This is a genomic window from Clostridium sp. DFI.1.208 (genome assembly GCF_024463855.1).
Classification (GTDB): domain Bacteria; phylum Bacillota_I; class Bacilli_A; order Erysipelotrichales; family Erysipelotrichaceae; genus Clostridium_AQ.
Map to the genome: position 1 here is coordinate 1 of NZ_JANGCA010000358.1, position 245 is coordinate 245.

At 50.6% G+C, this 245-nt stretch carries 1 protein-coding gene; it reads right to left on the reverse strand.

What is annotated here, in order from left to right; translation table 11 throughout:
- Window positions 1-55 precede the first annotated feature (55 nt).
- A partial coding sequence (locus NE665_RS24675; protein ID WP_256302782.1) for a hypothetical protein occupies window positions 56-245 on the reverse strand: 190 nt, incomplete at its 5' end.

Genomic DNA, 245 nt, shown 5'->3' on the forward strand with positions numbered 1-245 from the left:
GACCAGGATCACGAGCTTCTCCAGCCTTCCCATCGGTATCTTTTTCTTCATTCCCTTACACTCCTTCCATCTCACTGTCCTTCAATACTGCATAGATGATGACCTCTCCTGCGAGCAGTCCCCATTTTCCCCACTGGACCATATGCAGGATACTGCCTTGATATCGCTGCGGTACACACACATACAGACCGCTCTGGATCAGGATGAGCAGGAAGAAGATCCCTGCCATGATGAGCATGCACAGT